General features: G+C 71.5%; 21 protein-coding genes. 6 read left to right on the forward strand and 15 right to left on the reverse strand.

Annotated elements, in window-relative coordinates:
• The first annotated feature begins 111 nt into the window (after positions 1–111).
• The 5 genes from pdhA to ACFS27_RS15090 all read left to right on the forward strand — a co-directional run bounded on the left by pdhA (position 112) and on the right by ACFS27_RS15090 (position 6,700).
• A complete protein-coding gene (pdhA, locus tag ACFS27_RS15070) occupies positions 112–1,305 on the forward strand; it encodes a pyruvate dehydrogenase (acetyl-transferring) E1 component subunit alpha (RefSeq protein ID WP_377184387.1) in 1,194 nt (397 codons plus the stop codon).
• Positions 1,305–2,309 carry an alpha-ketoacid dehydrogenase subunit beta gene (locus ACFS27_RS15075; RefSeq protein WP_377184389.1) on the forward strand — a complete coding sequence of 335 codons (1,005 nt, stop codon included), beginning with the start codon at positions 1,305–1,307 and terminating at the stop codon, positions 2,307–2,309. The genes pdhA and ACFS27_RS15075 overlap by 1 nt, the downstream gene beginning before the upstream one ends.
• The gene (locus ACFS27_RS15080) at positions 2,306–3,694 is read left to right on the forward strand and encodes a dihydrolipoamide acetyltransferase family protein (RefSeq protein WP_377184392.1); all 1,389 of its coding nucleotides are present in this window, start codon (positions 2,306–2,308) and stop codon (positions 3,692–3,694) included. Before ACFS27_RS15075 ends, ACFS27_RS15080 begins: the two co-directional genes overlap by 4 nt.
• Before the next feature lie 122 nt (positions 3,695–3,816).
• Positions 3,817–4,971 carry an MFS transporter gene (locus ACFS27_RS15085; protein ID WP_377184395.1) on the forward strand — a complete coding sequence of 385 codons (1,155 nt, stop codon included), beginning with the start codon at positions 3,817–3,819 and terminating at the stop codon, positions 4,969–4,971.
• Between the two features lie 208 nt (positions 4,972–5,179).
• A complete protein-coding gene (locus ACFS27_RS15090; RefSeq protein ID WP_377184397.1) occupies positions 5,180–6,700 on the forward strand; it encodes an HNH endonuclease signature motif containing protein in 1,521 nt (506 codons plus the stop codon).
• A gap of 166 nt (positions 6,701–6,866) precedes the next feature.
• On the opposite strand, the gene ACFS27_RS15095 is transcribed toward ACFS27_RS15090, so the two are convergent.
• The 11 genes from ACFS27_RS15095 to ACFS27_RS15145 form a co-directional block, all read right to left on the reverse strand.
• Entirely contained in the window at positions 6,867–7,262 is a 396-nt protein-coding gene (locus tag ACFS27_RS15095) for a PaaI family thioesterase (RefSeq protein WP_377184399.1), read from the reverse strand.
• Between the two features lie 31 nt (positions 7,263–7,293).
• A complete protein-coding gene (locus tag ACFS27_RS15100; RefSeq protein WP_377184400.1) occupies positions 7,294–8,850 on the reverse strand; it encodes an FAD-dependent oxidoreductase in 1,557 nt (518 codons plus the stop codon).
• 56 nt (positions 8,851–8,906) lie between these two features.
• Positions 8,907–11,108: an SDR family oxidoreductase gene (locus ACFS27_RS15105; RefSeq protein WP_377184402.1), complete on the reverse strand. Its 2,202-nt coding sequence runs from the start codon at positions 11,106–11,108 to the stop codon at positions 8,907–8,909.
• Positions 11,105–12,544, reverse strand: a complete 1,440-nt coding sequence (locus ACFS27_RS15110) for an FAD-dependent oxidoreductase (RefSeq protein WP_377184404.1) — start codon at positions 12,542–12,544, stop codon at positions 11,105–11,107. The genes ACFS27_RS15105 and ACFS27_RS15110 overlap by 4 nt, the downstream gene beginning before the upstream one ends.
• Positions 12,545–12,590: 46 nt before the next feature.
• Positions 12,591–13,403: an SDR family NAD(P)-dependent oxidoreductase gene (locus ACFS27_RS15115; protein ID WP_377184406.1), complete on the reverse strand. Its 813-nt coding sequence runs from the start codon at positions 13,401–13,403 to the stop codon at positions 12,591–12,593.
• Positions 13,400–13,780, reverse strand: coding sequence for an NIPSNAP family protein (locus ACFS27_RS15120; protein WP_377184408.1), 381 nt, complete (start codon positions 13,778–13,780; stop codon positions 13,400–13,402). Before ACFS27_RS15120 ends, ACFS27_RS15115 begins: the two co-directional genes overlap by 4 nt.
• Complete coding sequence (locus tag ACFS27_RS15125) at positions 13,777–15,228, reverse strand: MFS transporter (protein WP_377184410.1); 1,452 nt, start codon at positions 15,226–15,228, stop codon at positions 13,777–13,779. Before ACFS27_RS15125 ends, ACFS27_RS15120 begins: the two co-directional genes overlap by 4 nt.
• Before the next feature lie 92 nt (positions 15,229–15,320).
• On the reverse strand, positions 15,321–16,055 hold the full coding sequence (locus ACFS27_RS15130; RefSeq protein WP_377184412.1) for a maleylpyruvate isomerase family mycothiol-dependent enzyme: 735 nt from the start codon (positions 16,053–16,055) through the stop codon (positions 15,321–15,323).
• Entirely contained in the window at positions 16,052–16,903 is an 852-nt protein-coding gene (locus tag ACFS27_RS15135; protein WP_377184414.1) for a fumarylacetoacetate hydrolase family protein, read from the reverse strand. Before ACFS27_RS15135 ends, ACFS27_RS15130 begins: the two co-directional genes overlap by 4 nt.
• Positions 16,900–17,967, reverse strand: coding sequence for a cupin domain-containing protein (locus ACFS27_RS15140; protein WP_377191053.1), 1,068 nt, complete (start codon positions 17,965–17,967; stop codon positions 16,900–16,902). Before ACFS27_RS15140 ends, ACFS27_RS15135 begins: the two co-directional genes overlap by 4 nt.
• 76 nt (positions 17,968–18,043) lie before the next feature.
• Positions 18,044–19,309: an FAD-dependent monooxygenase gene (locus ACFS27_RS15145; protein WP_377184416.1), complete on the reverse strand. Its 1,266-nt coding sequence runs from the start codon at positions 19,307–19,309 to the stop codon at positions 18,044–18,046.
• A gap of 110 nt (positions 19,310–19,419) precedes the next feature.
• Between ACFS27_RS15145 and ACFS27_RS15150 the strand changes: the two genes are divergently transcribed.
• Positions 19,420–20,187 carry an IclR family transcriptional regulator gene (locus ACFS27_RS15150; RefSeq protein WP_377184418.1) on the forward strand — a complete coding sequence of 256 codons (768 nt, stop codon included), beginning with the start codon at positions 19,420–19,422 and terminating at the stop codon, positions 20,185–20,187.
• Positions 20,188–20,230: 43 nt separating this feature from the next.
• Here the strand turns inward: ACFS27_RS15150 and ACFS27_RS15155 are convergent, their stop codons facing one another.
• From ACFS27_RS15155 to paaZ, 4 genes are all read right to left on the reverse strand, one after another.
• A complete protein-coding gene (locus ACFS27_RS15155) occupies positions 20,231–20,851 on the reverse strand; it encodes a trimeric intracellular cation channel family protein (RefSeq protein ID WP_377191055.1) in 621 nt (206 codons plus the stop codon).
• 39 nt (positions 20,852–20,890) lie between these two features.
• Positions 20,891–21,130, reverse strand: a complete 240-nt coding sequence (locus ACFS27_RS15160; RefSeq protein ID WP_377184420.1) for a hypothetical protein — start codon at positions 21,128–21,130, stop codon at positions 20,891–20,893.
• A 70-nt stretch (positions 21,131–21,200) separates the two neighbouring features.
• Complete coding sequence (locus ACFS27_RS15165; protein WP_377184422.1) at positions 21,201–21,842, reverse strand: TetR/AcrR family transcriptional regulator; 642 nt, start codon at positions 21,840–21,842, stop codon at positions 21,201–21,203.
• 26 nt (positions 21,843–21,868) lie between these two features.
• Entirely contained in the window at positions 21,869–23,929 is a 2,061-nt protein-coding gene (gene paaZ, locus ACFS27_RS15170) for a phenylacetic acid degradation bifunctional protein PaaZ (protein WP_377184424.1), read from the reverse strand.
• Positions 23,930–24,002: the final 73 nt, after the last annotated feature.

Raw genomic sequence — 24,002 nt, forward strand, 5'->3', positions numbered from 1 at the left:
CAGCCCCTTCGCCGCTGGACATTTGGATCGCATGACCAGCATATTGCTGGACGTTCTCTCGGATCGTCGCCGTTGATGGATTCCGAATAGAACCTTGACCATGATATCTACATGACGGGTATGACAGGCATCGCAGGCAGAGCAAGTGACCCGGATCGCATGCTCCCGTCCCGGGCGCCGGTCATGCACATCGACCCGGACGGCCGCCCGACCGCCGCCGACCAGGCCGGTCTGCCCGCGCACGAGGAGCTCCTCAGGGGCCTGGCGGGCATGGTCGCCGCCCGCCGGTTCAACGAGCAGGCCTCCGCACTCGTGCGGCAGGGGCGGCTGGCGGTCTACCCCTCGTCGTTCGGGCAGGAGGCGTGCCAGGTCGCCGCCGCGCAGGTGCTCACCGACGACGACTGGCTCTTTCCCACCTATCGCGACACCGCGGCCGCCGTCGCGCGCGGTGTCGATCCGGTCGACGTCCTCGGGCTGCTCAAGGGCGACTGGCACTCGGGGTACGACCCCTACGAGCACCACGTGGCACCCCTGACGACGCCGCTGGCCACGCAGCTCCCGCACGCCGTGGGCGTCGCGCACGCGGCGCGGCTGCGCGGGGAGAACACGGTGGTGCTGGCGATGTGCGGCGATGGCGGCACGAGCGAGGGTGACTTCCACGAGGCCCTGAACTTCGCGGCGGTCTTCCGGGCGCCGGTCGTCTTCTTCGTCCAGAACAACCAGTACGCGATCTCGGTGCCCCTGGCCCGGCAGTCGGCCGCCCCGTCGCTGGCGCACAAGGGCGTCGGCTACGGGATCCCCGGCGAGCACGTGGACGGCAACGACCTCGCGGCGCTCCTTGACGTCCTGTCCGCAGCGGTCGAGCGGGCCCGCGCCGGAGCCGGACCGCAGCTCGTCGAGGGCCTGACCTACCGGATGCAGGCCCACACCAACGCCGACGACGCGACACGCTACCGCGCCGACGACGAGGTCGCCGCGTGGGCGGCCAAGGACCCGCTGCTGCGGCTGGAGGCCTACCTGCGGGCCGAGGGAGTGCTCGACGACGCGCGCGCCGCCAGCTTCACCGAGGCCGCCGAGCAGGTCGCCCGCCGCACGCGGGACGGCCTCAACCAGGACGTCGAGCCGGACCCAGAGGACCTGTTCCGGTTCGTCTACGCCCAGCCGACCCCCCAGCTCGTGGAGCAGCTCGACCTGGTCCGTGACGAGCTCAGCCGTGACGCGCTCAGCAGGGACGAGCAGAGCAGGGACGAGCAGAGCAGGGACGAGCAGAGCAGGGACGAGCAGAGCAGAGTGGAGACCCGCTGATGACCACTACCGCGGTGGAGCACGCGACGCTCAGCACGGCGCAGGCGATCAACCGGGCCCTGCACGACGCGATGGCGGAGGACCCGTCCGTGCTCGTCCTCGGCGAGGACGTCGGCCCGCTCGGCGGCGTCTTCCGGGTCACCGACGGCCTCACCGCCGAGTTCGGCGAGGACCGCTGCTTCGACACCCCGCTCGCCGAGGCCGGGATCGCGGGCTTCGCCGTCGGCCTCGCGATGAACGGCATGCGCCCGGTGATCGAGATGCAGTTCGACGCCTTTGCCTACCCCGCCTTCGAGCAGGTCGTGAGCCACATCGCCAAGATGCGGAACCGGACCCGCGGCCGCGTCGCGCTGCCCATCGTCGTCCGGATTCCCTACGCCGGTGGCATCGGCGGGGTCGAGCACCACTGCGACTCCTCGGAGGCCTACTACGCGCACACCCCCGGCCTGCACGTCGTCGCGCCGTCGAATCCCGCGGACGCGTACACGCTGCTGCGCGAGGCGATCGCCTCGCCCGACCCGGTGATCTTCCTCGAACCGAAGAAGCTCTACTGGGCGAAGGGCGAGGTCGTCCTGGGCCGCGGTGGTGAGCCGGGCATCGGCACCGCCGTCGTGCGTCGCCAGGGCACCGATGCCACCCTCATCGCCTACGGACCGACCGTGCCGGTGGCGCTCGAGGCGGCCGAGGTGGCCGCGCGCGACGGCCGCAGCCTGCAGGTCGTCGACCTTCGCTCGATCGTGCCGTTCGACGACGCGGGCGTGTGCGCGGCCGTGGAGTCGACGGGGCGTGCCGTCGTCGTCGCGGAGGCGGCGGGCTTCGCCAGCGTCTCCTCCGAGATTGCGGCCCGGGTGAGCGAGCGCTGCTTCCACTCGCTGTCGGCGCCCGTGCGGCGGGTCACCGGTTTCGACATCCCGTACCCGCCGCCGAAGCTCGAGCACTTCCAGCTGCCGTCGGTCGACCGGATCCTCGACGCCGTCGACGAGCTCCAGTGGGAGGACGCGTGACCAGCACCGCGACCGCACAGACCTTTCTGCTGCCCGACCTCGGTGAGGGCCTGACCGAGGCAGAGGTGGTGCACTGGCTGGTCGCGGAGGGCGACGTCGTCACCATCGACCAGCCGGTGGTGGAGGTCGAGACGGCGAAGTCGGTCGTCGAGGTACCCAGCCCGTACGCCGGCAGGGTCGGCACCCTGCATGCCGCCGAGGGAGAGCTCCTGGAGGTCGGGAAGCCGCTGATCACGATCGCGGGCGAGGCCACCGGCGCGGCCGCGGAGGTCTACCGCGAGGAGGAGCAGGCCGGCTCCGGCAATGTGCTCATCGGGTACGGCACGTCGGCGGGAGCGGGCCAGGGCCGCCGACGCCGGCCACGGGGTGCCGGGCCGGTGCAGCCTGTCGGCGCCGTGCCGGACAACCGGCCGGTCAAGGTGATCTCGCCGATCGTCCGGCGGCTGGCGCGTGAGGCAGGGCTGGACCTGCGCACGATCCGGCCCACCGGCGCGGGGGGCGTCGTCACCAGGTCCGACGTGTGGGCCGCCGTCGAGAGCGCGCGCTCGGCCTCGGCTCCGGCTCCAGCTTCTGAGCCCGTGACGGCAGGGGGGATTGGATCCGCCTCAGCCTCCGCCCTCGTCGCCGACGCCGACGACGACGGTGCCGGTGCCGGTGCCGGTGCCGGTGCCGTCGTCGTCGCCCCGGGCACTCCCGGCGAGCGGCGCATCCCGCTCAGCGGTTTCCAGAGAGCGGCCGCAAGGGTGCTGTCGCGGAGCCGCGAGGAGATTCCCGAGGCGACCGTCTGGGTCGACGTCGACGCCACGGCGCTCTGGGACCTGCGCGAGGCCGCCCGCACACCCACAGACCCCGGGCCGGGCCTGCTCGCCTACCTCGCGCGGTTCGTCGTCGCGGGCCTCAAGGTCTACCCGGTACTGAACGCGCGGCTCGACAACGAGCGCGACGAGATCGTCGTGCCCGACGTCATCAACCTCGGCGTCGCTGTCCAGGGCCAGCTCGGGCTGGTCGCCCCGGCGGTGCTCGGGGCGGGATCGATGACGACGGTCGAGCTCGACGCGGCACTGCGCGACCTGACGGCCCGTGCCAGGGTCGGCAAGGCGACGGCCGAGGAGCTCTCCGCGGGGACGTTCACCCTGAACAACTACGGCGGCCTCCGGGTCGACGGCAGCGCGGCGATCATCAACCACCCGCAGGTCGCGATCCTGGGCCTCGGCCGGATCATCGACCGGCCGTGGGTGGTCGACGGCCAGATCGTGCCGCGCAAGATCACCCAGATGTCGTTCGTCTTCGACCACCGGGTCTGCGACGGCGCGACTGCGGCGGGATTCCTGCGTTCCGTTGCCGACGCCGTCGAGAACCCCGCCGCGGCGATCGTGCGGCTCTGACGGTGCTCTGCGGGCTTGATGCCCCGTTGGTGGCGTGAGAGCGTTGACGGGTCACAGACCGCCTCTCCTGACCGTCCGGGGGAAAGGCGAAACACAGTCGTCAGGGCGGCCTGAGGGTCGCCTTGTATCTGCCACGCAACCGTTCTTTCGCCGCCCGGCTCTGGGCCGTCTTCTTTGTCAACGGGGCTGTTCTCTCCAGCTGGGCCCCGCGCATTCCAGAGGTCAAGGACCTTCTCGATCTCAGCGACAGCGAGCTGGGCGTCGCCTTGTTCGGGGTCGCCGCAGGATCGGTCCCCGCACTGTTGCTCACCGCTCGGATCCTCGATCATGCGAGATCAGGACCGGTGTGCGTGGTCACCGCGCTGGTCTTCAGCGCGTCCCTGCCCCTGATCGGTGTCGTCGACGGCCTGTGGCAGCTGACCGGAGTGCTCATGCTGCTCGGGGCGGCCAGCGGTGTCCTCGACATCGCCATGAACACCGCGGGCATCGCCTACCAGCAGCACACCGGTCACCGGGTCCTGTCCCGGCTGCACGGCGGGTACAGCCTTGGCGTGCTCGCCGGTGCCCTGGGCGGGGTGGCCGCGACGCATGTCGGTGCGACGACGACCGAGCACTTCGTCGCCGTCGCCGTCCTCCTCGTGGCCCTGACCGTGGTGGGTGCGCCGATGCTGTGGTCCCGGCCCCGGAGCCCCGCCGAACGAGAGGCTGGTGGCACCCAGGTCTTGGCGCGGAAGAGGCGCCTCCGTCTGCCGTTGACGATCGCCGTGGTCGCCGTCTCTGGCCTGTTCATCGAGGGGTTGGTCACGGATTGGTCGGCTCTGCTCATCACCCGCGACCTCGGAGCACCAGCCTCCCTGGGGGCCGCCGCCTTGGCCTTGTTCAGCGTGGCGATGTTCATCTCCCGCTCGGCCGGCGACGCCGTGCTGGACCGTTTTGCCGAACGCACGGTTCTGACCACCGTTGCCGTCGTTGTGGTCTGCCTCGTGGTGCTGGGCTCCGTTGTTGCCCAACCGCTGGTCATGGCCGTGACAATCGGCCTGGTGGGGCTGGTCCTTGGCCCGGTCTTTCCCGTGGCGATCTCCCGTGCCAGCCGTTCCGCACCTGGACGAGCCGCGGCGATGACCGCGCGGGTCAGCGCGGTCGGGTACATCGCCTACCTGGGCGGGCCGCCCGTGATCGGCTTCGTCGCTGACGTTGTCGGTCTACCCATCACGTTCGCCGCCGCGGTGGCCCTCGGCTGCCTGGGCATCGCCCTCGCCCGTCGCGATCCCGGCTGACGCGCCCCCGGGAAGGCCGTGAAGAGTTATCCACAGATTGCAGTTAGCACGTGCAGATCGTACGACTGTTCGAGAGAATGGGGCATCGAGACAGTGACGAACGGGGCGGGGGTGGGGACCAGTGGGACAGTCGACGAACAGCGTGGCGTCTGGTGGTCTGCCTCCGGCGAGTTCGATCGAGGAGGCGTTGGCCCGGATTGAGGCCGCGGTGAGCGAGCTGGCGGGTCTGACGGGTGCGGAGGTGCTGGACGGGTGGGACGCACCGACCATCACCCGCCTGGCTGACGCGCACACGAGGATCCGTCGGGTGACGGGCCGTTTGGACGGGGTGCGGTACACGTTGTTGCCGCGGATCGAGGCCGAGGGTTCCTGGCGGTCGGGTGGGATGGCGCGCACGTTCACGTCGTGGTTGCGGGTGCGTGAAGGCATCTCCGCAGCCACCGCGGGGAAGGACATGACGATCGCGCGCCGCCTGGCCACCGCCCTGCCCGTCACACGCGACCGTCTGGTCGCGGGGACCCTGGGCGCGGACCACGCAAAAGTGATGACCGAGGTCGCCCCGACCAGCCAGACCCGCACGGACGCGTTGGCGTGGCTGATCGACACCCGCACCGGAGAGACGACCACGCCGGAGCGGTTCATCCAGACCGTGCCGGTCGACTTTCCCGACCCGGCCGACGACCCGGACGGGGCCCGGACCCGTGAGCTGGTCACGCAGGTGCTGGAGGGCGCGGTCACGCAGGGCACCCTCGTCACGGGTGAGGGTCTGGTGCTGCGGGAGGCGGGCTGGTTGAACGCGGACCAGTTCCGGGTGGTGGCGCGCCGGTTCGCGTCGGTGACCGATCCGGACACCGATGACGTGGAGGACGACAAGGCCGCGGCGGGGGAGTTCTTGGACCTGTCGAAGACGTTTGGTGGGTATCACGTCGCGGGGTTCTTGACCGATGAGCATGGTCTGCTGGTCTCGGCGGCGGTGAACGCGGTTATGGGCGGTCCTGCCGCGGAGGACTCGAGGACGCCTGCGCAGCGTCGGGCGCAAGGCCTGGCTGACGTGGCCCGCATGGTGCTGGACACGAACCAGGCCTCTCCGGGGGCGGCGATCGCGCCTCATCTGAATGTCACGGTGTCGTGGACGGAGCTGGTCACCCAGGTCATCCGCACCCGTGACGGGTTGTGCGTGACGTGTGGGCAGGCGCCCGCACCCGGGAACCAGGCGGGCCCGGTGATGGTGTCCGGGGTGTTGTCAGCGGGAGGTCCCGTGTTCACGGAGACCCGCGGGCGTGCACCGCGGGCGTTGGTGCGCCGGTTGGCGTGCGACAGCGCGGTCACGAGGATCGTGTTCGGACCGGACGGTGCCGCGCTGGATGTCGGACGTGCGCGACGGACGGTGACGGGGCAGATGCGTCGTGCGGTGATCGCCCGGGACGGGCATTGTGTGTATCCGGGGTGTGATCAGCCGCCGTCGCGGTGCGAGGTCCACCACGCGGTACGGCACTGGGCCGATGGTGGGGAGACGTCGGTCGCGAACAGTGCGTTGCTGTGCTGGTTCCATCACCAGCTCGTCGACACGCGTGGCATCGTCATGCACTGGACCGGCAAGCCCACTCACGCAGACACGCCCGGGATGCTGATCGAGACCGGGTGGGCCTTCACCGACGCCCGCGGCCACCGCATCCACCTACCCGACGCCATCCAGGGCCTACCGCCGCCGGACGCCGAAGCCGCCTGACACGCAGGGACCCGGCACGACCCGGCCAGCTCCGACCCGGCTCCGGCAAGCCCCGACCGCCGAGCCGCCGCCGACAGCCGAAGCGGTCCGACCTATGGGTAGCGGGGGCCGGACCAGCACAAGGACCAGCACAGGACCCGCGCACCGCTGCAGGACCCGGACGGCGTCAGCGGGGTTCGATCAGCTGGTTGGTGATCCGCGCGGTGCAGATGCGGCGGCCTTGCTCGTCCGTGACGACGATCTCGTGCGACGTGATGGTCCGGCCCAGGTGTACGGGAGTTGCCGTGCCGGTCAGCAGCCCGTCCGTCGCGCCCCGGTGGTGCGTGATGTTCAGGTCCACGCCTGCGCACACCTTGTCCATCGTGCTGGCGTGGATCAGGGCGCACCACGATCCAAGGGCCTCCGCGAACGCGGCGGTCGCCCCGCCATGCAGACGGTTCAGCGACTGGGTGTTCCCCGCCACCGGCATGGTGGCCACGACGCGCTGCGCCGACTGCTCCAGAACCTGGATGCCCAGCTTCTCGTCCAGCGCGCCCAGCGTGATCGCCCATGGCTTCGTCATGCCGACACTCTAGGGGCGTGACCGGCAGCTTCTACCAGCTCGACGCCCCGGCATCCTGCCGGTCCAGGTCCGGAACCAGGTCGGCACGGTCGGACGCCTGGGCGACGTGCCGGCCCGCCAGCCGGCCGGAGACCATGGCCCAGCCGATGTGCAGCCCGTGGTTCAGCAGCTGCAGGCCACCCTGGCCGGTGGAGCCGGCCGCCCAGAGGCCGGGGATCGGCTGCTGGTCCTCTGTCGTCACCCGCAGCTGCGTGTCGACGGCCAGACCGCCGTCGGCCAGGGTGATGAAGGCGTTCATCGGCCCGAGAGCGTAGAACGGGCCCGAGCGGACGCCGTCGCCGAGGTGCTCACGGCCGAACCGGCTGTCGCTGCCCGCCGAGACGTCCGCGTTCCATCGGTCGACGGTGGAGCGCAGCGTCGCGGGGGCGATCCCGATGCTTCGCGCGAGCTCTTCGATCGTGTCCGCGCGATGGAAGGTGTCCGGACGATAGCGCCGGTAGTCCTCGACGTACGCGTAGGCGACGCCGGGAAAGGTCGAGACGGGGTGCGGCCAGGCCGAGAAGGTCTCGGCGACACGGGCGTCGAAGATCATGTAACCGGCGTTGGCCGGCTCGGCGGCGACCGCGCGGGCCATGGCCTTGTCGGTGTCCTCGTTCGCGACGCGCTCACCGTTCGGGCCCACCAGGATCGCGCCCCGGTGGTACATCGCGACGTTCGGTCCGACCCAGCTGGTCAACGCGCCACGGATCACGTACGCGAGCAGGCGTTTCGGCAGGTGCTCGACGACGAGGCGCATCGCCTTCGACAGGAGGGGGTGTGACGGCAGCATCTTGATCGGGTCCGGGCGGTTCGCGGGGGCGAACCGCAGGCCTTCGTAGAGTCGGTCCATCTGCAGCATGACGCCGCCGACCCGGGTGGCGAGCAGGAAGCCGTCGCCGGTGTTGTTCTTGTTCACCGCGGGGATCCGCGCGGCGTCCTCGCCGACGAACCGCGCCTTCATCTCCTCGGAGGCCGAGTAGTCCCCGGTCGCGAGGACGACCCCGCGTCGTCCGAAGTAGTCGCGGCCCTCGGCACGGGCACCGATCACGTCCCCCGCGGCGTTGCGGAGCAAGGTCTCGACGCGTACGGACGTGCGGATCGTGACCCCGCGCTTGCGGCACTCGCGGAGCAGCGCCTCGCGGTAGGCCGTCGAGTTCGGAAGCACGTTGTGCATCCGGGGCTTCTCGTAGGGCGGTTCGGGCGTGGGACCCAGGAACTGCACGCCGATGCTCGACAGCCACTCCACGGTCGGGCCGGCGTTCTCGGCGAGGATCCGCCGGAGCTCCTGGTTCTCCCGCGCCTCGAACTCGCCGTTGGCGACCTTCATGTCGGCGACGAACAGATCGATGCTGTCGTTCACGCCCGCCCGGTACTGGTAGGACGTGTTCGCGGCGGTGAACGAGCCGACCGACATGGCGGTGCTCCCACCCACGCGGTCGCACTTCTCCAGGACGAGCACGGTGGCCCCGCTGGTGGCCGCGGAGATCGCGGCGCTCAGCCCGGCGCCGCCGCCGCCGATCACCAGGACGTCTGCAGTGTTGTTGTTCATGGTCTACCTCTCACGGGAGTCGGACCGGTATGACGACCACCGGCGGGGCGTGCAGGTCAGTAGCTGGCGCGTCCGCCGGACGCGTCATAGACGAAGCCGGTGGTGAAGGACGCCTCTGCCGACGTGATGAACTCGACGAGGGCAGCGATCTCGGCGACGGTGCCGAACCGGCCCATGGGGATCAGGTCCCGCTGGACGGCCTGCCGCTCGGGGGCCATCCCCGCGATGAGCGGTGTCTCGATCGAGGCGGGGGCGACGGCGTTGACCGTGACGCCCGACGCGGCGAACTCCTTTCCGACCGACTTGACCATGCCGATCACGCCCGCCTTGGCCGCCGAGTAGGGCGCCATCTGCGGGTTGCCCTCCTTGCCCGCGATCGATGCGATGTGCACGATCCGTCCGTAGCCGGCGGGCAGCATGTGCCGCAGCGCGGCCCTGGTCACGGCGAACGCACCGCCGAGATTGACCCGCAGGATCCGCTCGAACGTCGGCTGGTCGACCTCGGTCGTCGGGACGACGGGGCCGAGGATCCCCGCGCAGTTGATGACGATCTCGATGCCGCCGAGCCGGCCGGCGACCAGCTGCATCGCCGCGTCGACCGAGTCCGGGTCCGAGACGTCGACCGGCAACCGGTCCGTGACGGACGAGTTCTCCGGCCAGACCGCGTCCGGGAGGTCGAGCCCGGTCACGGTGACGCCGTGCGCACCGAGGCGGGCCGCGATGGCGGCGCCCATCCCGCTCGAGGCACCGACGACGACGGCTCGCTGCGGGCTTCCGGCGTCGGGCGGGCTTCCGGCGTCGGGCGAGCCTACGGTGTCGGGCGAGCTTACGGTGTCGGGCGAGCCTACGGCGGCAGAGGTAGAGGTAGAGGTAGAGACCGTGGCGGACCTGGTGGCGTGCCCGGCGGCGGAGCGTCCTGCCCATCGCCCGGTGACGTAGCCGGGTGCCAGGCCGCCCGCGTACCCGTGGTTCGACAGGCCCCCGATATCGGCACCTGCGGCGAACAGGCCGGGTACCGGGCGGCCGTCGGCGTCGAGCGCCCGGCCCTCCGTGTCGGTGCGGATGCCGCCGAACGTGAAGGTGATCGACGGCTGCACCTGGAGCGCGTAGAACGGGCCCGTCTGGGCGGGGCGTGCCGTGGCCGCCACGGGGACGCCGAGAGAGACCCCGCCACCCTCCCGCGCGGTCCGGTCGTAGTCGGCGAGCGTACGGCTCAGGACCTCCGCGTCGACGCCCCAGGACGCCACCTCTGCGACCAGGTCGGGGAGGGTGGGTGCGGTGGCGTGCCGCGCCCCGAGGTCGGCGGCGTGCTGGAAGCGGTCGATGGCACCGAGGCCGGGGAACGGCTCGGAGGTGGCCTCGGTGCGACGGACGTGGTCGTCGAAGACGAGGATGCCCAGCGCTTCCGGCTGCCACATGAGGTCCTGGTTGAGGATCTCGTCCCCGCGGGTCTCGTCGGCGAACCGTTCGCCGCGCAGGTTCACCAGCACCGCCGACCCGGAGTAGTACTGAGAGGTCGGCAGGAAGTCCGCCGGCTCGAACCGGTCGACCGGGGACCCGATGAGATGGCCGTAGAAGGTACTCATCGCCCCGGTCCCACCCGCGCCGGCGTGCCGGGCCAGGCGGAGCCCGTCACCCACGCTGCCGGGGTTCGAGCGCAGCAGGAGGCGGTCGGCGTTGCGACCCATGTGTCTGGCCAGCTCGGCAGGGTCGCCCTGGAAGCCGCCGGTCGCGAGGACGACGGACGGCGCGAAGATCCTGACCGTCCCGCCGTCTGTGGTCCGGGCCAGCACGCCCGTCGTCCCGCGCTCGTCGCTGAGCAGGCGCAGTACCGACGTGCCGGTCAGGACCAGGCCGCCCGCTGCGAGCACCACGTCCCGGCACCACGCCAGGATCGCCCGGATGTCGGTGGCGTAGCCGACGCCGAACGTCATGATGTCGCGCTGCGGCTCGTCGGCGACGCGCGCTCCCGTGGACCGGAGCTCTGCCAGCGCCTCGGCGTAGTCGGCGACGAGCCGGTCCCCGAGATCCGTGCGGCCGAGCGGGATGCGCGCGCGGTAGGCCTCTGCGGTCGGGGCGGTCCAGAACATGCCCGCGGAGAGGGCCGCGGAGCCGCCAGGGGTGGGGAGCTTCTCGAGCAGGACGACGCGGGCGCCCGCTCGTGCCGCGGTCGCCGCGGCGGCGGAGCCGGCGACGCCGGAGCCGACGACGACGACGTCGGCCGAGCGGAGCACGTCGGGTGCGGGCGAGGTGGTCATCTCGGCATCCCTTCGGTCGTGCGGGTCGCACCACGGGCGGCGGTGCCGGGGCGCGCTGCCGCGAGCGCGCCCGCAACGTGGCGGGCCACGATCCGCCCGAACACGGTGCCCTTGCCGAGCGACGTCCCTGTCATGTACGAGGCGCCGTGGAACCCGCCGGTCACCTCTCCGATCGCGTAGAGACCCTGGATGACATCGCCGTCGACGTCGAGGACCTGGGCGGACGGGTTGACGGTGACACCGCAGTAGGTGGTGGTCATCAGCGACTTGGCGGGGTACGCGTAGAACGGGGCCGTGTCGACGGGCAGCAGGTCGCCGACCCCGTTGCACAGGTGCGTGCGGCCCTGCTCGTCCTCAGCGGCACCGGCCACCGCGTCGTTGTACCGGGCGACCGTGCGGGTGAGCGCCTCGGCGTCGATGCCGGCGATCCGGGCCAGCTCTTCCAGGGTGTCCGCCCGGTGCACGTGGCCGATCTCCTCGAGCAGGTCGATGTCCTTCAGCGGGATACCGGGATGGGACTGCGCGCGGACCTTGGCGTCGAACACCTCGAACCCGAGGCCGTCGGGCTGGTCGAGGACGACACGGCCGAGCTCCTTGTAGTCCAGCGACTCGTCGACGAAGCGCCGGCCGTCGCGGTTCACGATGATCGCGCCCATGTAGTAGGCGGTCAGGAGCTCGTGGAACTCCTCGCCGGTCTCGGGGTGCGAGCCGTAGGTTCCGGAGACGAACGACATGTCGGCGAGGCCGGCGCCGAGCTTCCAGGCCATCTTCAGTCCGTCTCCCGTGTTACCACGGCCGCCGTAGGGGATCGCAGCGAGCTGCTCGGGTGCGAAGATCCGGAGCAGGTCGGTGCCGCGGCTGAAGCCACCCGTCGCCAGCACCACGCCGCCACGGCCGGAGACGGTCTGCTCCCCGGCGGGGGTGTGCACGACGGCCCCGGTGACATGGCCCGTGACGTCCCGCAGGAGCCGGGTGGCGCGGGCCGACAGCCAGGTCTCGCCGCCCGCCGCCCGGTACGCCTCGTGCAGGCTCGCCAGCACCTCCTTGATCGGGGCGTTGTGGCCGCGCCGGGCCGACTGGCCCGAGCTGATCTCGGCCTCGCGGAACGCGGTGCCGTGGCCCTTCAGCCAGTCGTAGGCGTCCCGCTGGTTCGCGAGATAGGCCTCGAGGAGGGAGCGGTCGTTGAGGTGCGCCCCGCCCTCCAGGAGGTCCGACAGGAACAGGTCGTCGGAGTCCTCGATGCCGAGCTCCTGCTGCTCGGCGGTACCGGAGAAGGCGAACCAGCCGCCGCTCATGGCCGAGGACCCGCCGAGGCTGTCGGTCTTCTCCAGCAGGACGACGCGCAGGCCGGCCTCGGCCGCGCTCGTCGCGGCCGTCTGGCCCGCGATCCCTGATCCGATGACGACCAGGTCGAAGGCGTTCTCTGGAATGGTCACGGTGCACTTCCTTCGTCGTTGAGGGGAGGTCTCGTGCGGGTGGGGCTCAGCAGGTCGTGAACCCGCCGGTGACGTCGAGGCTCGCGCCGGTGATGTACGACGCCCGCTCGCTGACCAGGAACGCCACGGCGTCGGCGATCTCCTCGGGACGGGCGAAGCGCCGCAGGGGGACCTGGTCGGTGATGCCGCTGTCGCGGGGCACCGCCGCCATCATCGGCGTCTCCACGAACCCGGGGGCGACGCCGTTGACACGGATGTGCTTGCCGGCGAGCTCGTGCGCGAGGCTCGCGGTGAGGTTCCGCAACGCGGCCTTCGATGCACCGTACGCGATGGTCGAGGGGAGCCGTGGGTAGAACGGAGCGTCCTCCGGGCCGCCCGTTCCCACCGACGCCGTGATGGACAGGAGGTTCACGATGCTGCCCGTACCGTCGGTCGGCATGAGCGGAGCGGCCTCGCGGACCAGGAAGAAGGGGGCGCTCACGTTGACCGCCAGGACCCTGTTCCAGGTCTCGTCGTCGAGCTCGGCGAACGGGATCTTCCGGCCGTCGCGCTTCGGCGAGATGCCGACCGCGTTGACGACGGCCCCGATCGGCGCCGTGCCAGCGGCGAGGCCCGCGAGCTCTGCGTTGACCTCGCTGCGCGTCAGGTCCCCCGCAAAGGCGCGGTGGGTGACGCCGCCGACGCGAGGCAGGGCGTCGGCGGTCGCCCGAGCCCTGTCGACGTCGACGTCGGCGACGACGACCCCGTAGCCGGCCTCGGCGAGACCGCGGCAGATGGCGGAGCCGATGCCGCCCGCACCGCCGGTGACGATCGCCGTGCGGGCAGGTGCGGCAGGGCCGGCGGTCCGGGCGCTGTTCATACGTCGCCCCTGGCGGTCGTGGTGAACGCGGTGTCGGGATCGTCGACGACGACGGGCAGGGAACGGATGGGGGAGAAGTCCGTCGGGTACATGATCCGGTTCTGCATCGTCATGATCAGCGGCCGGATGATCCCCAGGCAGCGCTGCCACTCGGGGTCCTTGGCCAGGCGCTCCCGGCGCTCGCGGCGGTCCTCGAGCCCGCTGTAGGCCCAGAAGTGGTTGATCTCGTTCTGGGTGCCGAACTCGGTGAGGAAGTAGCCGAGGAATCCGCCGAGGATCGGCTTCTGGGCGGGCAGGCCGATCGTCGAGTAGGCCTCGAGGTATGCGGCCATGCTGGCCTCGGTGTGCAGGACGTAGGTGCGCTGTTCGACGATCAACGGCGGCCCCCCTCGGTGGTGGTGGAACCTGCGGCGGGGGCGACCTCGTGCTCCTGCGCCGCGAGCATGGCCCGGGCGAACTCGACCGGGACGTACCTGCCGAAGTACTGCGGCTCACCCTCGAGGGTCGGCCCCTCGGAGGTGCGGGAGAGCACGACCAGGGCGGCGACGATGATGCCGAGCCAGATGACCGTGATCGGGAGGTTGCTGCCGCCGCTGATGGTGGTCAGCCACGAGGCGAGGAACGGGGCCGGCGCTGCGAAGATCAGGTTCGCCCCGGTCAGCGCGAGCGCCGAGCCGGTGTATCGGACACGGGTCGGAAAGGCCTCGGCGAACAGTGCACCGAAGCCTGCGTTCCCGAACTGGGCGCTGACCAGCGCGAAGGCCACCACGGCAAGGGTGAGCGGGAAGCTCTGCAGGTCGACGACGGGGAAGAAGACCAGGCTCGCGACCAGGCAGCCGGCGCCGCCGGCCATGAGCGTGTTGCGCCGGCCCCACGTGTCCGCGACCCGTCCGCCGATCACGATCGCGACCACCGACAGCAGGTTGGAGATCATCACGATCGTGAAGCTCTCGCTGCGGGACAGGCCGTGCGACGTCATGTAGCTGATGCCGTAGACGGAGACGACGTAGAAGGTGACGACGATCGGCGAGTAGCACATGATCAGGCGGATCATGGTCCGCCAGTGGTCGCGGACGACCGTCGCGGGGTTCGAGGTCTTCTGGTCGATCTCCTGCACGCCCTCGCGGAAGATCGGCGTCTCCTCGACCTTGAGCCGGATGTAGATCCCGACGCCGACGAGCGCGAGGCTCAGCAGGAAGGGCAGGCGCCAGCCCCACGCGAAGAAGTCGGCGTCACTGAGCGTCGCGGTGAGCAGGGCGAGCAGGAGGTTCGCGATCACCTGAGAGGCGGGCGAGCCCAGCGACATCAGCGCCGAGTAGAAGCCCCTGCGGTCGCGCGGGGCGTGCTCCATGGTCATGAGCTGCGCGCCGGTCGCCTCGCCGCCGAGCGCGACGCCCTGGACGAAGCGCATGACCACGAGCAGCAGCGGGGCCAGCAACCCGATCTGCGCGTAGGGCGGCAGGAGGCCGATGATCGCCGAGGAGACGCCCATCAGGAGGAACGTCGCGAGCAGGACCGCGCGGCGTCCGATCCGGTCGCCGAGGTGGCCGAACACGATGCCGCCGAGCGGCCGGGCGAAGATCCCGACGCCGAAGGTCGCGAACGAGGCGAGCAGCGCCACCGGTCCGGTCATCTCGCTGAAGAACACGACGGGGAACACGGTGGCCGACATCGCGCCGTACACCGCGAAGTCGAACCACTCGAGGATGGATCCGGCGGTGCCGCTCGCGACGGCACGGCGGGACTGGCTGTCGGCCGGGGCGCGCCGCACACGAGGGCGACGAACCAGTTCCGGGCCGGGAGACGACGTTGTCTGGGAAGCCATGGAAGTACTCCTATCTCCGCCGGGCGGAGAGGAAAGGACGGGGGAACGTGAAGTCGGTGGGCCTGCCTGCGGCCCGATCAGGGGTGGATGGGTCAGAGCCAGCGAGGCAGCTCGGGCAGGTCGTGGTCGTCGGTCGTCCGCAGCCGGCCCTCTCCCCGGCCGGTGAGCCACCTCACCAGGTCCGGGAGCGTGCCCTGGACGCCCGAGACGTCGACCGGCTCGCCACGCCTGGCCCAGGTGCCGAGGACGTCGTCGCGCAGCCGTTCGAGCACGCCCGCAGGGAGGTTCGCGAACGACGGGGTGACGCCCCGTGATGCGTCGGCGAGGTCGACCGCGTGGACCCAGACCTCGCGCGTGCGCATCCAGGCCGTCTCGGACACCGGCACGGCGCGGCCCTGTGCCGTGACGACCGGTTCGGTCCATGCTGCACCGGGCAGGTCGCGCCACTCGACGTCCAGGTGGATCGCCGCGTGCGCCGCGAGATGCCGCAGCGCACGCGCCGGCAGCGTCGAGCCCCGCTCGATCTCGGCGTCGCGCTGCTTGGCGGACGCGTACATGGGCGTGGTCTCGCCGGTGCGGGCCCAGCCGACGAGGCGCACCAGGGCCCGCGCGTTGTAGCCGACGTGCGCGACCACGTGCGCCCTGGTCCAGCCAGGAAGTGCTGACGGCTCGTACAGCGCGGCGTCGGGCAGGTCGTTCAGGACACGGGCGAAGTACGCCGAGCCGAGCCGAGCCCAGGCCAGTGCCTCGGCCGGGGCCTCGGGCGCGTCGTACCGCGCGCCGGCGCCCTGCCGGAGCCGAAGCGCCTCGCGGGCGGTGACCGTCATGGCACCCGCTCCGCGACGGTCCGGTTGGTCAGCTCGCCGATCCCGTCGATCCGGACCGTCACGGTCTGTCCGGGGCGCAGGTACTCCTGCGGCGAACGCGCGTGCCCGACGCCGCCCGGTGTCCCCGTGATGATGACGTCGCCGGGGTTCAACGGCAGGATCGTGGAGATGTACCGGACGAGGTGCACGGGGTCATGGACCAGGTCGTGGATGTCGCCGTGCTGCTTCTCGACGCCGTCGATCAGGGTCGTGAGCCTGGCGTCGGCCGGGATCTCGTCCGGCGTGGCCAGCAGCGGGCCGAGGGGAGTGGAGTCCGCCCACATCTTGCCCTGGAGCCACTCCTTCGTGCGGAACTGCCAGTCGCGCATCGACACGTCGTTGCAGACCGAGTAGCCCGCGATCGCCGCGCGGGCCTCGTCCGGCGAGGCTCGGCGCACGCGGGAGCCCACGATCACCGCGAGCTCGCCCTCCCAGTCGACCGTCCCGGACTCCGGCGGCAAGGGGATGTCGTCGCCCGCGCCGAGCAGGCAGTCCGCGAACTTGGCGAAGAGGGTCGGGTGCTCCGGCAGGTCGCGCCTCATCTCCAGGATGTGCGCCTTGTAGTTCAGGCCGACGCACACGATCTTGCCCGGGCTGGTCACCACGGGCGCCAGGTCGGCGGACGCCAGCGGTAGCCGCTCGCCGTCGTGCGACCCGGCCTGCCCGACGGTGCCGAGCGCCCGGGCACGCAGCACAGCGCCCACGTCGGCGTACCTCGGCAGCGTGACGAGCGAGTCGCCCTCCACGCGGGCGGCCACCGTCGTCGACGCTCCTGCTTCGGCGGTGGTGCGGATGGTGGCAAGCTTCATCGGGGTGCCTCCTCGACGTGGGTGCGGGCGAAGTGGAGCCGCTCCATGATCGGAGCGTCGGAGAACCGGAACAGGTCGAACTGGGTGTCGGCGGCGAACGACCACTGGACCCACGACGGGACGACGAACAGGTCGCCCTGGACGAGCCGGTGCTCGGTACCGCCGAGCGTGATCACACCCTCGCCGTCGAACACCTGGAAGACGCTCGAGCCCACCTCGCGGCGGCCCGGCGTGACCGTGCCTGCGCGCAACCGGTGGAACTCGCAGCGGATCGTCGGCATCACGTCGCCACCCGTGGTCGGGTTGGTGTACCGGATCGCCGCGTGCCCCTGCTCCACCGTGGCGGGCTGGCCCTCCTCCTCGAGCAGGAGCTGCTCGGTCAGGGCGGCGTCGGTGTGCTCCCAGCGGTAGGCCATCAGCGGCGAGGACACCGTGTCCCGCAGGCCGCTGAGCGGCCGCAGACCGGGGTGTGCCCACAGGCGCTCGCCGCGGGAGTAGTTCGGGGTCGCGTAGTCGGTGACCCGGTCAGAGCCGAACTCGAAGAAGCCGACGTCGTTCTGGTGCGAGAACGGGATGTCGAGCCCGTCGATCCAGGCCATCGGTCCGTCCGTGTCGTTGTGATGACCGTGGAAGTGCCAGCCGGGAGTGAGCAGCAGGTCGCCGCGGCTCATCCGCACCGGATCGCCGTTCACCACGGTCCACACGCCCTCGCCCTCGACCACGAACCGGAAGGCGTTCTGCGCGTGGCGGTGCTCCGGCGCCGTCTCGCGCGGACCGAGGTACTGGATCGCCGCCCACAACGTGGGAGAGACGTAGGCGCGGCCGCCCAGGCCCGGGTTCGCCAGCCCGAGCGCGCGGCGCTCGCCGCCACGGCCGACGGGCACCAGGTCGCCCGACTGCCGGGCCAGGTCGTAGAGGCGGTCCCACTTCCAGACGTGCGGAACGGCCTGCGGCGTGGGGTGGGTCGGCATGAGATCGCCGAGCTGCGTCCACAACGGGACGATGTGTTCTTCCTCGAAGCCCTGGTAGAGCGCGCGCAGCGCCGGCGTCTGCTCGGGCTGCATGGCGTCCTCCACGTCGTCGTGGCCCGGAGCGTCGTCGGGGTAGACGTCGTCGAGGGTGATCGCGTCGGTCATCGGTTCACTTCCTCACGAGATAGGTGTCGACCGGGCGCGGACCGGCAGGGTCCGCATGATCGCCCGGGTCCAGCACCGGGCCGTAGAGCCAGTCGACGAGGTGGTAGTCGTAGACGTCCCTGCGCCGGAACGCCTCGTCACGCAGGAGGACGTGGACCGGTTCGTCCACGTGCCAGATGTCGCCCCAGAGCCGGCCCGTCGACTGGACGGTCGCCGCCGCGGCGACGCGGCTGGCCTCGTACCGGTGCAGCGCGGCCTTGACGCCGCCGGCTGACCAGCGCTCGCCGTCGGGCACCTCGGCGAGCGGGGCGAGGGCGTCGGCGAGCGCCGCGCCGTCGAGGAGGGACTGGCCGGCGCCCTGCGCGAGGTACTGGAGCATGGCGTGGGCGGCGTCGCCGAGCAGGGTGATGTTGCCGTTGGTCCAGGTGGTGATCGGCTCGCGGTCGTACATGGGCCAGCGGTTCTCGCGCTGGATGGCGGGCAGTCCTGCGACGACGGGCGCGGCCAGGCCGGCGTAGGTGGCGTCGAGCTCGGCGGGGGTGCCCCAGTCCTCCTTGCCGTCGAGGTACTCCTGCGACCTGAAGACAGCCACCTGGTTGTAGAGCTCACCGCCGCGTACGGGGTACTGGACGAAGTGGCAGCCGGGGCCCATCCAGACGACGACGTCGTCAGTCTCCGAGAGGCGGTCGACGGTCTCGATGGGGACGACGCCGCGGTAGGCGACGTAGCCGGAGCAGACCGGCTCGTCGTCGACCACGAGCTTGCGCACGACCGAACGGAGGCCGTCCGCGCCGACGACGATGCGGCCGGTGAGCTCCTGCCCGCCCGCGCAGGTGACGGTGACGCTGTCGCCGTGGTCGGTGATGCGGGTGACGTGGTGGTCGGTGTGGAGCGTGACCAGCGGCTCGGCGCGCGCTGCGAGGAGCAGGGCGTCCAGGAGGTCGCTACGGTGCAGCACGACGTACGGCCCGCCGTAGCGCGTGGCGGCGTCCTCGAGGTCGAGGTGGGTGAGCTCCTCGCCGGTCGCCGCGTTCGCGAAGACGACCCGGCGGGGGCGCACGGCGTGGGGCAGCAGGCTCTCCAGGACGCCGACCTCGTCCAGCATGCGCGTGATGTTCGGCGCGAGCTGCAGGCCTGCGCCGACCTCCTGGAACTCGGCTGCGCGTTCGAGGACCATGACGGGGATGCCCCGCCGGGCAAGCATCAGGGCCGCCCCCAGTCCGCCGATGCCGCCGCCCGTGATGATCACGTGGTCGGTGCCGTGGGTCATGGCTTCCTCCTCGAAGTCGCGGCGAGCGGTTGCTCGTACGGCGTCTCTGCCTGATGCCCGACGGTATGTTCGGAGTTCTGGTTACCGCAATCATGGGCTACAGTTTTTCTGTGGAGCAGAATTTGGAGCAGAATTCGTACCGCATCGAGGCGGTTGACCGGGCGATGGTTCTGCTGACGCTCCTGGTGGAGCGGGAGTCCCTGAGCGTCACCGAGGCGGCGGCGTCGCTCGGTGTCGCGCCGTCGACGGCGCACCGCCTCCTGACGACCATGGCCGGACGCGGGTTCGTGGAGCAGGGCGAGCGCAAGCTCTACCACCCAGGACCGCAGCTGCTCGGGGCGCGGGCACCGCAGCGGAGCATCCCGGCGCTCGTCGCCCGCATGCGTCCCGTGCTCCAGGCCCTGCACGACGAGGTGCGCGAGACCGTCCACCTCGTCGTCCTGGCGGGACCTGACGTCCAGTTCGTGTACGGGATCGAGGGACAGCAGACGCTGCGGATCGGCCTGCGCATCGGTTCCCGCATCCCCGCCTACTGCACGTCCGGTGGCAAAGCGATCCTCGCCGCGCTCCCGGCAGACGTCGTCGACGGGTTGCACCCTGAGGGGCTCCGCCCCTGGCCGGGCAGGCACGCGGAGTCGCTCGCCGACCTGCATGCCGAGCTCGACCGGGTGCGGCGACGCGGCTACGGCGTGAACACCGAGGAGAGCGAGCTCGGTGTGGCCGCGGTCGGCGTTGCCGTCGGGGCCGACGCCGCGCAGCCGGCGGGGGCCGTCAGCATCTCGCTACCGACGGCCCGCTACGACCCGGACGACGAGGCGCGGCTGGTCGCGCCGCTGCGCGTGGCGCAGGACGAGGCCGTCCGGATCCTCGCCGGCTAACGGAGAAACGGGCTGTGAGGTGCCGGGGTCGTGGACGAGCCGGCTACGGCATACCGCCGGAGCCGGCCCGGCCCGCCAACGGGACGCGCCAGCGGTGGCGCAGCGAGAGTCCCCGTGCGGTGAACACCAGCGCCGCGACGGCGCTCCCCGTGACGACGTTGAACCAGTCGAGGTTCCAGAGGAGCGAGGTCAGCGCCGCGCCGGCCACGGCAGGGATCGCGTAGATCCCCTGCGGCTGGAACACCTGAGGGATCTCGTTGGCGACGACGTCCCGCATGACGCCGCCGCCGACCGCTGTCGTGAGCCCCAGCAGCACGGACGTCACCGCACCCATGCCCGATTCCAGCGCCGTGAGCGTCCCGGTGACGCAGAACAGCGCCAGGCCGCCCGCGTCGAACAGCAACAGCGTGCGGCGCAGCCGGCGGACCCCGAACACGTGCAGGTAGACCGCCAGGGCGGCGAGCAGCGGCGGGACGACGTAGAGGGGCTGCTGGAAGGCGTTGGGCACGCCCTGGTTGATGACCAGGTCGCGGATGACGCCGCCGCCGAGGCCGACGAGCGAGGCCAGCATGACCGATCCGACGATGTCGAAGTCGCGGCGGGCCGCCAGGAGGGACCCCGACACGGCGAAGAAGAACACGCCGATCAGGTCGAGCACGAACATGAGGTTCACGGCCGGCCGGCCCCTGTCGTCGACGTCGGCTCAGGCATGGTGGCCGACCCGGGAGAGGATCGCGGTGAGCGCGGCGGAGAGGTGGCCGATGTCCTCCGAGGCCATCACGGGGGAGCCCGTGATGAGGTCGGCGGCCACGAGCTCGGCCGTCCGGTGCTCCTGCATGGACAGCTCAGGGTGCTGGTGGAGCTGGCGGTAGGTCCTGTGGAGGTAGTCGCGGTGGTCGTCGGTCAGCCGATCCGCCGCGGAAACTCGCTGTTCCTGCGTCATCACCCATCCCTCCACCGGACCGGTCGCGGTCCGCCAGGCCTCGCCGGTTCACGGTAGCACCGGGGCGCGATCAGCCACCGGAGGGCCGCGGCGGACGGAGACCGTCGAAGAGCAGGCTGGAGATCGTGGCGGCCAGCGCGTCCTCGCGCAACGGCCCGTCGGGCCGGTACCAGTCGGCGAGGGAGTTGACCATGCCGAAGATGAGCCGGCTGACGATGTCGGGGTCGACGTCGCCGCGCAGGTCGCCTTCCGCCGTCGCCTGGCGGACCAGGGCGGCCAGGCGCTCGTCGATGTGCCGGCGCCGCTCCATCGCCGCGCGCTCGACGTCGCTGTTGCCCCGGACGCGCAGCAGGAGCGTGACGGCGGGGAGGTTGCCCGCGAGGATGCGGACCGCCGCCTCGACGGTGGTCCGCAGGCGGACGGAGCTGCGCTCGCCGTCGGTGGCCGTGGCCGCCGCCTCGACCGCTGAGCTCAGCCCCTCCAGCGCCTCGTCGAGCGCCGCAGACAGCAGCGCCTCCTTGCTGGGGAAGTGGTGGTACACCGCCGACTTGGTGACGCCCAGCTCCGCCGCGAGGTCGCTGATCGACGTCGCGTCGAACCCGCGGCGGGTGAAGAGGTCGATGGCGGTCCGGAGCACCGCCTCGCGGTCGTGGCCAGGGCGCCCGCGGGGGCGGCGAGCCGGGGCGCCCGTCTCCGTTGCGTCAGTGGTCATCCGAGCATCGTCCCAGACCGGGGGCCTCAGCCCTCCGTGGCGGTCCGGGTGGCGGTCTTGGCGACGAGGGTCAGCACGTCGTACGTGGCCACCTGCTCGTCGTCCTGGTTGGTGACCGTCGCGTCCCAGCGCACCTCGCCGTAGTCGGCGGAGCTGCGCGGGGTCAGCTGCTTGACGGTGAGGCTCACCCGGATCGTGTCGCCCGCCTTGACCGGGGTGAGGAACCGCAGGTTGTCCACGCCGAAGTTGGCGAGCACCGGGCCGGGGTTCGGTTCGACGAAGAGGCCGGCGGCCAGTGACACCACGAGGTAGCCGTGCGCCACGATGCCGCCGAAGAACGGGTTCGCCGCTGCGGCCTCCGGGTCGGTGTGCGCGTAGAACGTGTCCCCGGTGAACTCCGCGAAGTGGTCGATGTCGTCGCGGGTGACCGTCCGGGACGCCGTCTCGACGGTGTCGCCGATCCGCAGCTCGGCCAGCGACTTGCGGAACGGGTGCACGCCGTCGAGCACCCGGCGCGACCCGGTGGTCCACCGGCCGGTGATCGCCGTGAGCATGTCGGGCGAGCCCTGGACGGCGGTGCGCTGCATGTGGTGCAGGACGGCGCGGGTGCCACCCAGCTCCTCGCCGCCGCCGGCGCGGCCGGGACCGCCGTGCACGAGCATCGGCAGCGGGCTGCCGTGGCCGGTCGACTCCGCGGCGTCGTCGCGGTCGAGGATCAGCAGCCGGCCGTGCCAGGGGGCCAGACCGCGGGCCACCTCGCGGGCGACCTGCGGGTCGTGCGTGACGAGGGAGGCCACCAGGCTGCCCCTGCCCCGGGCGGCCAGCTCGATCGCCTCGTGGACCGGCCCGTAGATGAGCACCGTGCTGACCGGGCCGAAGGGCTCTACCTCGTGAGGCTCGGCGGCGCCCGGACGGGCCCGCAGCAGGACGGGGGAGAGGAACGCGCCACGCTCGGCGTCAGCGCCCACGACGTCGACGTGCGCCGGGTCGCCGTACACGATCTCGGCGGACGTGCGCAGCGCCTCGATGGCCTTGCGCACCTCGTCGCGCTGGCCGAGGCTGGCGAGCGCACCCATCCGGACGCTCTGGTCGGCGGGGTCGCCGACGGTGATCCGGCCGAGGCGCGCGCTGATCGCGTCGACCACGGCGTCGGCGATCGGCTCCGGGACGATGACGCGCCGGATCGCCGTGCACTTCTGGCCTGCCTTGACGGTCATCTCGGTGACGACGCCCTTGACGAACAGGTCGAACTCCTCGTCCTGTGTGGTCACGTCGGGCCCGAGGATCGAGCAGTTCAGGGAGTCGGCCTCCACGCCGAGGCGGACACCACGGTGCAGCACCGACGGGTGGTTGCGCAGCAGCTCGGCGGTGTGCGCCGAGCCCGTGAAGGCCACCGAGTCCTGCTCGCCGAGCTCGTCCAGCAGGGTGCCCGCGCTGCCGCAGACCAGCTGAAGGCTGCCGGCGGGCAGGATGTCGGAGGCGATGATCTGCCGGACCACCGCCTCCGTGAGGTAGGCGGTCTGGCTGCCCGGCTTGACGATGCTGGGCAGGCCCGCGAGGAAGGCGGGTGCAAGCTTCTCGAGCATGCCCCACACGGGGAAGTTGAAGGCGTTGATCTGCACGGCGACCCCGGTGCGCGAGGTGTACAGGTGCTGGCCGAGGAACGTGCCGCCCTTGCCGAGCGGCTCGGGGGCGCCGTCGAGGACGACGGTGTCGTTCGGCAGCTCCCGCTTGCCCTTGCTCGCATAGCTGAACAGCGTGCCGATGCCGCCGTCGATGTCGACCATCGAGTCGCGCCGCGTGGCACCGGTGCGCAGCGACACGGCGTAGAAGTCGTCCTTGTGGCCGCCCAGGTGCAGGGCCAGCTCCTTGAGCAGGGTCGCCCGCTCGTGGAACGTGAGCCGCCGGACCGCCGGGCCGCCGACCTGGCGCGCGTGGGTGACGAGCGCGGCGAAGTCGAGGCCGTGGCTCGAGACCCGGGTGACCTCGTCGCCGGTCACCGCGTCGAGGACGGGCTCGCCGCCGTCGGTCCCGCGGAACCAGCTGCCCGCGACATAGCTCTCCAGCTGTGTGCTCACTGTGCGCATCCCTCCAGATCGGTCCGCCCGGGCCGTTGTGCTACCCGCTGTGCCTGTGTCAATGTATTACAGAACGTTCGGT

Source organism: Promicromonospora vindobonensis, from assembly GCF_042685865.1.
In the GTDB taxonomy this organism is placed as follows: domain Bacteria; phylum Actinomycetota; class Actinomycetes; order Actinomycetales; family Cellulomonadaceae; genus Promicromonospora; species Promicromonospora vindobonensis.

Bases quoted from the DNA above. Each gene is read 5' to 3' on its own strand.
- ACFS27_RS15155 (WP_377191055.1), bottom strand. From the start codon at position 20,851: ATGTTCGTGCTCGACCTGATCGGCGTGTTCTTCTTCGCCGTGTCGGGG.
- ACFS27_RS15075 (WP_377184389.1), top strand. From the start codon at position 1,305: ATGACCACTACCGCGGTGGAGCACGCGACGCTCAGCACGGCGCAGGCG.
- ACFS27_RS15140 (WP_377191053.1), bottom strand. From the start codon at position 17,967: ATGCAGCCCGAGCAGACGCCGGCGCTGCGCGCGCTCTACCAGGGCTTC.
- pdhA (WP_377184387.1), top strand. From the start codon at position 112: ATGACGGGTATGACAGGCATCGCAGGCAGAGCAAGTGACCCGGATCGC.
- ACFS27_RS15145 (WP_377184416.1), bottom strand. From the start codon at position 19,309: ATGACCCACGGCACCGACCACGTGATCATCACGGGCGGCGGCATCGGC.
- ACFS27_RS15135 (WP_377184414.1), bottom strand. From the start codon at position 16,903: ATGAAGCTTGCCACCATCCGCACCACCGCCGAAGCAGGAGCGTCGACG.
- ACFS27_RS15100 (WP_377184400.1), bottom strand. From the start codon at position 8,850: ATGAACAACAACACTGCAGACGTCCTGGTGATCGGCGGCGGCGGCGCC.
- ACFS27_RS15115 (WP_377184406.1), bottom strand. From the start codon at position 13,403: ATGAACAGCGCCCGGACCGCCGGCCCTGCCGCACCTGCCCGCACGGCG.
- ACFS27_RS15125 (WP_377184410.1), bottom strand. From the start codon at position 15,228: ATGGCTTCCCAGACAACGTCGTCTCCCGGCCCGGAACTGGTTCGTCGC.
- ACFS27_RS15105 (WP_377184402.1), bottom strand. From the start codon at position 11,108: ATGACCACCTCGCCCGCACCCGACGTGCTCCGCTCGGCCGACGTCGTC.
- paaZ (WP_377184424.1), bottom strand. From the start codon at position 23,929: ATGCGCACAGTGAGCACACAGCTGGAGAGCTATGTCGCGGGCAGCTGG.
- ACFS27_RS15165 (WP_377184422.1), bottom strand. From the start codon at position 21,842: ATGACCACTGACGCAACGGAGACGGGCGCCCCGGCTCGCCGCCCCCGC.
- ACFS27_RS15130 (WP_377184412.1), bottom strand. From the start codon at position 16,055: ATGACGGTCACCGCCCGCGAGGCGCTTCGGCTCCGGCAGGGCGCCGGC.
- ACFS27_RS15095 (WP_377184399.1), bottom strand. From the start codon at position 7,262: ATGACGAAGCCATGGGCGATCACGCTGGGCGCGCTGGACGAGAAGCTG.
- ACFS27_RS15160 (WP_377184420.1), bottom strand. From the start codon at position 21,130: ATGACGCAGGAACAGCGAGTTTCCGCGGCGGATCGGCTGACCGACGAC.